This is a genomic window from Proteiniphilum sp. UBA5463 (assembly GCF_002427225.1).
GTDB classification, from domain to species: Bacteria; Bacteroidota; Bacteroidia; order Bacteroidales; family Dysgonomonadaceae; genus Proteiniphilum; species Proteiniphilum propionicum.
In genome coordinates, this window is sequence record NZ_DIQL01000015.1 from 77,012 (window position 1) to 87,944 (window position 10,933).

Consider the following 10,933-nt stretch of genomic DNA (forward strand, 5'->3'; position numbering starts at 1 on the left):
AAATTGAAATTTATATTGTTAAATATCGTAACCCTGCCACAAAATAAGTTTCATAACAGGGCTAGCAAAACCTGGCAGTTATATAAAGTTATGAGATTAGATGGAGCTGTCCTCTGTTCTCATAGACCTTCATGATTGCATTTATCACATCATCCATATCCTTCTCTGTTGCCAATAACGGCCCCGAAGCCCATAGCATCACCATATTGTCACATACCCAATCGCAATTAGGCAAATTCAAATCTGATTTAAACTGACGAAGCCTCTCTGCTGTATACATAGCTTTGTACTCTTTTCTTGCCAGAATATTTTCTGTCCAAGGCTCTCTATGCAAACCATTCCTGATATAAGGACTCAGGTTTATTCCCTCAGCAGAAACCGCCTTTAGAAAAACATCCCGGTGAACGCCATTCCAGTGTTCCTTGTGATATGCCATCGTGTAAAGGTAAAAGGAACCTTTGGTTGTTCCCTTATACAATTTCTGTGGCACAAGCCCTTTAAATCCTTTAAGCTTTGAACTTAAATATGCAGCATTGCGGTTACGTACTTCAAATTGCTCCTCTGCACGTGTGATCTGTTCAAGCAGTACTGCTGCCTCAAACTCATTCATACGGTATTTTGGCCCGATGGTTTTGTGACGTCCCTGCCTGCTGGTCCCATGGTTCATTACAGTATAACAATCATCCAGCAACTGTTCATTGTTGCTGATGATACCACCACCTTCCCCGCAGCAAATAGTCTTGCTTGTCTGAAAACTAAAACACCCGGCATCACCAATAGTCCCCAGACGCTTGCCCTGATACTCCGCAAGATGAGCTTGACATGCATCCTCGATAACTTTTAAGTTATGTTTCCCGGCTATGCTCATTATACTTGACATATCTACCGGTTGGCCCATCATATGTACCGGCATGATGGCTTTAGTGTTACGGTTAACTTTTTTCTCAACTTCTTTCGGGTCAAGCTGGAACGACTCTCTGTCCAAATCTACTAAAACAGGAAGCGCCCTCGCACTTATTATTGAAGAGATAGTTCCCATATCGGTATATGGGGAGGTTATGATCTCATCGCCGGGACCAAAACCCATGGCCTCTACAACAGTATGAAGTGCTTGTGTCCCCGAACCGGTTGTTACGCAACCCTTTACTCCCAGAAGGTCGGCATATGCTTTTTCGAAACGTGCAACATTGCCGTTGACGGCATTATCAATGCGGTTCCATTTACCACTCCTAACAGTCTCTGAGATTCGCTCTACAATCTTTTCGTCAACATACGGCCATTTGGGCCACACTTTATTTTTCACCAATGGCTCTCCTCCCAATGCCGCTAATTTACTACTCCCTTTTACATATGTGTCAGCTATGTTTTTTATCGGATCTATTGACCCGGCAGTAGCAGCTAACGCAGTACCGGCCGATACGGTTGTTAAAAACGATCTTCTTGTTATTTTGTTTGTTTTCATTATGTAAGTAATATTATTATTTCAAGTTTCTCAAGAATTAATTACTATCCCATACGATAAAAAGTGAATTGGGGACGGGTTACAAATCGTTCTCAATATAGCATTTAGCTGTAATATGTGAACGTGCGAAAGTTGGTAACTAATTATTTGTAAATCCCGCCTTCACTATCTGATATTTTTCAGAATCATTTACCGGATTGGGATGTGTATAGATCAATACACCATCGGCATATTCCCTCCCGCTTCTTATTACCTCCGATACGTACAGAGGGGTTGAAGCGCCCAGACGGGAATGAGCTGTCAGATATACATCGATGTAAATTGGCATCTGCTCATTGAATAGGCTTCTCAGTTTCGCAATCTCCTGCTCAACCAATCCTGCATTTTGAAGATTACCTCCCTCAGACTCTGCCCTGTATGGGAACAGTATTCCATCGAGCATTGGTGAATAGTTCTTTACAAAATCAATCGTTATCTGCCTATAATAGGAGCAGGGAATAAATTGAAGTGATGGATTGATTTCATCGATTTTTTTTGTCATTTTCCTGACATACTCAGGCGTATAAAAAGTAAGATTATGTACAAAATCATCAATACTGAAAGCAACCAGATTAGGGTAATCTGCACTAAGTTTCGCGATCTCTTCCGACCATCTGATATAGTCCAGGCCAAAAGGTTCAGAGTTCCATTTCGCTTTTGGTTTCGACTCGGAAGGGGGCACTAAGGAAACCCATACAGCGATCCTGTTTTTTAATGCCATGGGAAGAAAAAGCTTCAGGTCATCCCAGTCGTTTTCATTTTGCCATATTAGCCAATTATATGTATTTGCGTTCAGATCTTTCAACTGATCAATCAGCCTATCAAGATCTGCCCGGCCGTTAGAGAGTCTTGGCAAGCCTGAATAGGTTCCAAGTATCATATTATGTTCACGTGAATATTTGAAGTAATCTTCCGGCAGTTTTCCTGTCGATCCACAACTGGAAAACAACAGGCTGCAACCGAAAATAAACGCAGCAATCAAAAGCAACAACGCACTGTATAACAAATAATTATTTTTCACGATGTCAATTTTTAATTTGTAACAATGTTTTTAAATCCGGTAATAATTGCTGATTCTGATGATTTGCTCCATTTGGAAGGTAAACCATATACCCGTTGTGAAATATCCCCTTCGTATCCTCCCTCATCCAAGATCACTTCTGATGGTATATAACCCATCACATCATTAGCGTAAGACATTACAAAGATTTGCCCTCCGAAGGACTGTTTCAACTTTATGCTGTATGATATCACAGATTCTCCTCCAAGCACAAACAACTTCTGCTCACCTATCTGCCAATATCCTAACGGAAAAGGATAGGAGTTGGCCAAATGTCCCTTCGTATTCAGCTCCGAGATAATACCTTTTGCCCATCTGGCCTGATAATCATCCTTCTTGGCAATTTCTCCAAGTTCCTCAATTGGCAATGGCTCATCCAGTAATAGATTTATTTCGGAATATTTTGTAATAAGCTTACTCACCTGCAAGTCCATCTCTTCGGAGAGCACCCGCTCTACAGCTGCGGCAATTTGTTTTCCATATTGTACCGCCAGCGGGATACTCCGGCGTGGCATTGGATTCTGATCAGCTCCTGCTCCCTGGAAAAACATAGCAGTGGCACCTGGATAAAGCTTTTCAAGCTCAATTTGGGCAAACCCCGGATAATCGCCCGAAAATTGATTGATTGACAATGTGGTTGGATGACATGCATATCCAAATACTACGGCTAACAACTGCTTGCCTTCCGTTTCAATTTTTATGACCGGAACAGCATAATCATTCGGTCCTTTCAATTCAGACGTAGCTGTTATGCTGCCTTCTTTGTTGTTACGGCGGTTGACCTGAAAACGAGTAATTCCACTACCTGTAAATATCCTTACAGGTTGCAACTCTTTCATGGCCTGATCAACCAGGTAGAAAAGTTTTTTTTTCAGCTCTTCCGTATACTGATCCACTGCCTTCCAATCCTGTTCACTCATGGGATAAATATACCTCAGAGCGCGAGAGATGACCGGCCCTGAATGTGTATGGGAGCTGCTAAGAATGATCTGGGCATTATCCAGTCCATATTTAATATTTATCCATTTTCTCACCTCATCGGAGAAATCTTTCGGAACACCCAGAATATCCATGGTAATTAGCAGAGAGCGATTTCCCGATGCATCTTCTAACAATAGTGCCTTAGCCCACAGGTCGTGCAACGTCCCTTCCGAAGGAGAAGTTCTGCTTGCATAACCGGCCATCCATACCGATGACTCCGGGGTAATAACTGTACGTGCAACACCGGCTTTCCACAGATATTGATCTTCATCAATTTCCCCCGCGTGGGTTTGAAAACAAATTATCAACAGTCCAATGATGACTGGTAAAAATTTCAGGAAGAAGCTTTTATTCATCATATTCAACTTATTTTGTTTTTGCAACAATCTTTTCGGCATTCAGCTGAATTTTTCCAATCGCGGTTGCAATATTGTCCATCTCCTTTTTGGTGCCAAGCAATACGTTCTGAGGGATCCAGACAGCCTCTTCATTACATAGTTTCTCGTTTAATGGACATTTGTTCTCCTCTGCATATTTATCATAATTCAACCTTTCCTTCGGATAAAATTTCTGATAATATTTACTTTCAAAAGCATTTTTCAGATAGGGCATTTTATTCAGTTCACTATAGCCACTTGAACATGGAACACCTTCGGCCCGTAATGCATTCAGAAATTCTGTTCTCGATAATCCTTTGAAATGTTCCTTGTTATACCTGAATGGGAAAAGATGGTAAGCTGCTTTCGTCACATTTTTGTACAATTTATAAGGCATGATTCCCGGAATGACCTCTATTTTAGATCTGAGGTAAGATGCATTATCATTACGCTGATTGGTCTGTTCCACCAATCGTGTCATCTGCGCCAAACCTATCGCAGCCTGATACTCTGTAATGCGCAGCTTTGTCCCGATCATGACGGTACCTGCACCTATCTGCCCCGCAGTTGATCCGTAAGGATTACCGTAGTTATGGTAAGAATAACATCGATCCATAAAATTATCATCATCGCTTATAATTGCACCCCCTTCCCCGATAGCCATGTTTTTGGAATTCTGAAAACTAAAACATCCCGCGTTTCCAAAGGTCCCTACTTTTTTCCCGTTTATTTCTGCCATCCATGCCTGGCATGCATCCTCGATAACCAGTAGATCATGTTTCCTGGCAATTTTCATAATTCTTTCCATATCGCAGGGTAGCCCAAGAATGTGCACGGGAATAATTGCCCTGGTATGAGGAGTAATCTTCTCTTCTATTTTATCCGGATCCATCTGGAACGTTTCCGGATCAACATCCACAAAAACAGGAATCGCTCCATTGAATAAAATACATGATACGGATGCAATAAAGGTATAGGGCGTCACCAATACTTCATCGCCCCAGCCAATTTCAAACTGAGCCAATGATGTGTTCAGTGCATTGGTCCCATTTACTACCGCCAGAGAGCGTTTAGCTCCCATTAGTTGTGCCCATTTTTTTTCAAATTCATCTGTGAGCTTACTCCTGGACCAGACACCACTACGCATCACATCAATAAGTTGCTTTTCATCGGTTGCTGGATTCCACTCGGGCCATACAGGCCACTGTCCCGTATATGATTTCTGGCCACCCAAGATGGCAGGCACTTTACTTTTATTATCACTCTGAGCCCAGGTATTTGCCATGTTAATGTTTGAGACAGCAAGTAAAGACGTGCCTCCAACTATGCTTTTTTTGATAAACTTTCTTCTGTTCATATTATTGCACTATTTTGTATTTATAAAGTGAATAGCTGTTCTCCGTTACTAATTTAAAACTAATTTGTCCATCTTCACCCGCTTTTACGTGAAAATTATCACCTTCACCCAAAATCCTTTCCAATTCAATGCTTGTCCCTGGTTTTAACCATGTATTCAATTGCATAGTTTTATTTTTGTTGTTTTCCCTGAATATTAAAAAATAACCGTATCCATCTTTAATGCTTTGAAAACCTGTCCATGATTTTCCGGACGGTACATCGCCGATTGGCAGTATTACACCACTGTGCAAATCATATTGGATTTTCTTATACACATTCAATATATGTTTAAGTGCAAAAGCCTCTTCCGGCAGATTATGTGCTTCCATCCACGCAAGGGGCTGTGCCATCATAGTAATCGCAAAAAGGTATTCAAAATCGTAATTTCCGGGGGCAAAAGAATCGTTTCCATATTTTTCATTATTACGCCATTTATTCAAAAACTCAATCTGCAAATTACGGGAAGGAACATATTTCGACAATGTCCATAAATTTCTCAAAGTCCAGTAAGGAAAATAATTTCCTAAATCGGTATATCTGTTTTCAAGAAAAATATTTCCAAAACTGTTCTTGTAGAAATAACCGAATCGTTTATCTGCAGTAACGTCCAGATTAAAAACCACATCATGATTTAATGCCTCCGAAACTGTGGAAAGAAGGCTGTCTACCCTCTCTTCAGAGAGTTTGTTATGAATTCTTAATCCGTCAATTTTGAAAGTCCTGATTCCATATTTCCTGTTTAACGAGATCAGAACTTTTGCATCCTGCAACCAGTCATCATAATTATCGGTATAACTCGGATTAAACCACAAACATACTTCTATTCCAAGCTCTCGCCCTTTTTCAACAACATTTTTCAATCCTTTTGGGAAATTGACCGGATCGGGAATCCAATAGTCAGACCTCTCCCAAATTTTATCGAACGAACCGCCACTTGTTGTAGCAGGGCTTTTACCAGCTTGCCATCCGTCATCAATCTGAAAATGGGTTATCCCTAACCTATGACATAACTCCAGCTCACTGAGGATATATTCTTCATTGATGCGTTTTCCAACCCCGCGATCACCCCAGGTATTCATCATAATCATTTCGTCTCTGTCAGAGATAATCTTTCTTATTTTTGACTGATATGCTTTCAGATTAACAAGAGCATTATACTCATTTTGAGAAAAAATACCGAAAACGGTCGAATATCCACGGGTCCATTTGTCTGTACTAATATCATTCTCATCTATTCCCAGGCCAATGGCCTTAACATTTCCGAATGAAGCCAGATAATCGGCTGAAGGATACTTCAACTGCGCAAGAGAAGAGGGAGATTCCTTAAGAATAAAGAAACCCTGTTCATTTTCATTATTGAGGGCAAACAACAGATTCCCCTTATAAAGCCTCTCATTGTAAGACTGATAGTCGTTCACCATTACCAGGCTATTCAGATGATCTGTCATCTCAAACAGACTTACAATCCTATACTGCCAATGTTTTCCCTGAAAGGATACACTTTCCAGTACTGGTATTCGATTTGCCGTTTTACGGGAAGCGACAAATCTCACATCCGTCAGTTCATTATCTATAAACTGTTTATCATACCATCCGATATTGGACATATTGCCCTTGAAATAGAAATCATTCCCCACTACAGGTGACTCGGGATATAGCCTGATTACACGCTTTATGAGCAACTTTTTGATGTCATATATGATTTCAACTTCCACATACGCCTCTCTTAATGAGCTTTCAGCTACCACATAGCTGTTGAAAGATACAAGGGCAGAAGAGCTATTATATCCCGGAAGGCTCATATCTGGTGACTCAGACTGTGATTGCCATACAAACCGGTTCGTTTTATTCTGAATATACCTGGTAATCAGATTCCCTTGATTTAAATGATATACGCGTTTTATCTGTGAATTTTCGACCACTAGGGAATCCCCTTTTTGCATGACAATGCAATCACGGTAACAGATAGATGTCTCTGCTACCAGCTGAAAAGCAGCTAGTTGCAAAAACAATAAGGTGACTAATCTGATAATCATTATGTTGTAAAATTTATCTATCCATCACCAGGGAATTTTCTTATAATCACGAACACTCTACAGAGCATTAACTCCCGGTTTTGCAAAACTTTATAAGAGCCGGGACTTCTACTACTCTTATAGCTATCTCTGTGACGATTGATGCAAATTATAAAATAACATCCGGGTCAATTTGTAAATTTGTTGTTTTTAAATTACACACTATGTACAAAGAAAAAAATTAATAACGAAATAGGAGTTTGAGTTACCGCATTTTCTTCCTCATAAATCGCAAAAACATAATTTAAAGTCATTAATTATTCTAACAAATTATCTGATCCATTTAATCAACAGAACCTTTATCCCGTTAATAAAGATATCACCGGAATTCTCCCTAAAAAATACTACTGTGAGAATAAACAATGCTTGGCATTCTGTATTGAACATTATAATGTTACCTCTTCGGTAAGCGTATCGATAAAGTAAGGTTATAATGTGTTTTTTGACATCTTCAATCAAACAAATATTTCACCGACCGGGCATTTTGCTTGAGTAACAATTTTAATTATATATTAACCCAAAAAGGATTGTGCAAAGAGTATTTTGCACAATCCATAATCAGGCTGAAAAATTTCAAATCACTTAAGACTTTGCACAAAAAGTGTCAATAAATCTTATAGTCTGAAATTCAATACTGCGGATTATTCAAGTCACGGTAATTGAATTTTAATCAAATCCTCTATCTCTTTTCCATCGTGCATGAAACGTGCCAGTGTATATACGTTTCCGGCATCGTCTATAGCAATAGAGTTTACATAAGTGGGATAGGCTCCGTCTTCATAAAACACCGGTCCCATATCTTTATATTCTTTTTTCGTAATATCGTAAGTAACAAGGTGGAGATGTTCCAGTCCTTTTGCCGCTCCCATGTTAATTTTATCAAGCCCTGTAACTCTTTTTCCGTTTTCATAGATAGGGGCTCCGGTTAAGTAATGGATTATTCCGTTTTTATCTATCGTGAAACCAAGGTATCCATAGCTGAACTGGTCAAACATTCCACTTTTCTTTGACGGCTCGGAAGTGATACGATCTATTACCTCAATTTTCTTTTCTTTCGGATCAAAAGTGAACAGGTAGCCGGAATTACCATGTACCCCATATGCTTTGTTTTCCGGTTCATACCAATATATTTTTCTCCAGTTGTAGCCCATGCTGCCCGCATCTTTAGGATCATAGGAACCAAAGTAGTCAATCCGCAGATCAACACCTTCAAGTTTTTCCGGAGCAGCCAGAGACGGGTTGTAGTAATATATATCCCCTTCTGCAGTAGAATAATATACATTTCCATCGCGTGGATCCACAAACATCGAACGACATATTACCCTGAAGTCATCTGTACCCAACTTCGTTTCTCCGGCTTTAGTCACAGGCCCTAAATTACGAAGGGTTCCTGATTTTATATCATGATGAATCAGCAATCCTTTCGGCCATGTGAGTCCATATAACTGATCACGTTCCTTGTCCATTACCATGGTAATTATACCCTCACCTTCGGGAGCCAGCGACAGGCTCTTAATCTCTTTTGTATTTAAGTCATAATAAAGAAAGTGTCCTCCGGGGTATAATTGGTAACCTTCAGGAGCCACTGTTGGTACATTCTCTGCTCCGTCAATCATCTGGTAATATCCAAGGTGAGTAGCAAAATACAATTTATTATCTTTCTCGTAGAATTCTACGTGGCTTTTACCCTGTGCAATATATTTTTGTTCTTTTTCGCCTAAAGCTTCGGATAAATCTGCCACAAATTCTGTTTTATCAGTCAGTGGGTCGTAGCTATAGAATTGTCCTCCCACATCGTGCCTGGTAGAAGATAATACATAGTATATTTTTCCGTCACTTGCTTTTGATATCGCATTGTAGGTATCATGTGCATCATCAAATCCTGAAAAATACCTCTTTGCAACAAGTGTGGCTGGGTTTTCAGACTTATCTGCACTTTTATTAACGGCAGAGTTGGTCTGACTTTTATTGCAACCGGCCAAAAAAAGCAGCATTAAAATAGGAATAAAAATAGTTTTCTTCATTTTCGTTAGTTTTTTATTAATACTATATATTTAATTATTTTCTCATAAAAGATAAATCTAAATTTTTTATAATTTCATTAACTCTTTCAACTGTTGCTTCTGTAATTTTTCCTGAAGCGTTTTGCGTCATTAACCTGGTGTAGTTTTTATCGACCATAATATCTTTTCCAGAGTATTTGGGCATGTTCAGTTTGCGTTTACTTTTCTCCTGTGATTCAAAATATCCCTTCTCCATATAAGAAATGTTACTGATAGCCATAGTACAATTTCCTTCATTATATGTCAAGTGCATGTTATAGGTTATATACATGCCAAATACAGCTATAGGATTAGACGATATCTCGAGATAATCTGTTATAAGACAAATGGTGGAATCTTCATTATTTATAAGAAACGCACCGGAATACGGATCCAGCTTATCATTCAAATAAGAATATGTTCTTCTAAAGAACTCATTTTTATTTAACTCGTATTCAAACTTAGCTAAAAAAACAACTTCTCCGTCAACCACAGGGATCGAATCTTTTGAGAATTGAATAGACTGTGCAAATCCCATTGAAGAGGGGAAAAAGATGAAAAACAAACAAAGCTTAGCGATAAAACCTCTTCTTGATAAAAATTTTGAAATATTACGCATAAACATTTGATTTAACTGATTAGCAATTATTTAAAGCTCTAAATAGTAATGAGTCCTATCTGTTTACCCATTTTACAAGTAACCCTAAAAGGTTGTTTCAATTCATTTTTCTCATAAACTGCCGGCTTTCAGCCTTTCTACTTTCATCATACATAGTGATGAGATCTTACTTCACTTACTTAGTCGAAAACTATATTCCTGTATAATAAAAAACTTTTTTTTACAAAACTATGTTTTTTTTTATAAACCCAAGGCCATTTACAAAAAAATATAAATTACAACTACAAATTTATCACATAAATTACTCTATAAATCTATCTTCACGTTGAATTCCCCTCAAAAAACGTCAATTTATCCATATAAAATTTATCATTGATATTATATTAGTACCTGGGATAGCGAGACATCGTATATTTTCGATTCGAAAAGTAAATATATAACCAATATATGGGAAATGACCCATCGGAGGATATTTCAATCACGAGCTTCGGGGTTTGACAGAGTGAATACAAGATAACTCACCAGATTATATACATTATGTGCAAACATCCATGTGGAAGTTGTGGGTATTAGTCCGTGAATATTTTTTATGCCGCCGATGGTTACATGTATTCTTCATTGTAAAAAAACAAACAAATCTTCTAAGCCAAGACAATAATAGGATGCCCCTGTAGTTTCTGCGGCAGTTTTGGCCTCTAATCTTCTAATGGAAGCTATCTCCTCTCTTGTATGCACGGCACTGCCTTTATCTCCGGGAGTCATCGTTGCCATATGATTATCCCAACCTGCATTTTTCAATAAAGAGAGCGTTCCGGCACACATCATTTCAACATCATCCGGGTGTGCAAAAATTGCTAATACTTTTTTCCCATTGATTTGT

Annotated in this window: 8 protein-coding genes; all 8 read right to left on the reverse strand. The window is 38.8% G+C overall.

Annotated features, from left to right (window positions below):
- Positions 1–88 precede the first annotated feature (88 nt).
- Positions 89–1,462: a DegT/DnrJ/EryC1/StrS family aminotransferase gene (locus B3B27_RS03255; RefSeq protein ID WP_286845401.1), complete on the reverse strand. Its 1,374-nt coding sequence runs from the start codon at positions 1,460–1,462 to the stop codon at positions 89–91.
- Positions 1,463–1,601: 139 nt separating this feature from the next.
- A complete protein-coding gene (locus tag B3B27_RS03260; protein WP_238868750.1) occupies positions 1,602–2,522 on the reverse strand; it encodes a hypothetical protein in 921 nt (306 codons plus the stop codon).
- Positions 2,523–2,533: 11 nt separating this feature from the next.
- The gene (locus tag B3B27_RS03265; protein ID WP_286845399.1) at positions 2,534–3,901 is read right to left on the reverse strand and encodes a neutral/alkaline non-lysosomal ceramidase N-terminal domain-containing protein; all 1,368 of its coding nucleotides are present in this window, start codon (positions 3,899–3,901) and stop codon (positions 2,534–2,536) included.
- A gap of 7 nt (positions 3,902–3,908) precedes the next feature.
- A complete protein-coding gene (locus B3B27_RS03270) occupies positions 3,909–5,276 on the reverse strand; it encodes a DegT/DnrJ/EryC1/StrS family aminotransferase (RefSeq protein ID WP_238868745.1) in 1,368 nt (455 codons plus the stop codon).
- A gap of 1 nt (position 5,277) precedes the next feature.
- Positions 5,278–7,353 carry an alpha-galactosidase gene (locus tag B3B27_RS03275; RefSeq protein WP_286845397.1) on the reverse strand — a complete coding sequence of 692 codons (2,076 nt, stop codon included), beginning with the start codon at positions 7,351–7,353 and terminating at the stop codon, positions 5,278–5,280.
- Between the two features lie 689 nt (positions 7,354–8,042).
- Positions 8,043–9,416, reverse strand: coding sequence for a hypothetical protein (locus B3B27_RS03280; protein ID WP_238868739.1), 1,374 nt, complete (start codon positions 9,414–9,416; stop codon positions 8,043–8,045).
- A gap of 34 nt (positions 9,417–9,450) precedes the next feature.
- Positions 9,451–10,053, reverse strand: coding sequence for a DUF4468 domain-containing protein (locus B3B27_RS03285; protein ID WP_238868734.1), 603 nt, complete (start codon positions 10,051–10,053; stop codon positions 9,451–9,453).
- Between the two features lie 615 nt (positions 10,054–10,668).
- Positions 10,669–10,933 (reverse strand): PIG-L deacetylase family protein (locus B3B27_RS03290; protein ID WP_286846819.1); only part of this gene is annotated, 265 nt, incomplete at its 5' end.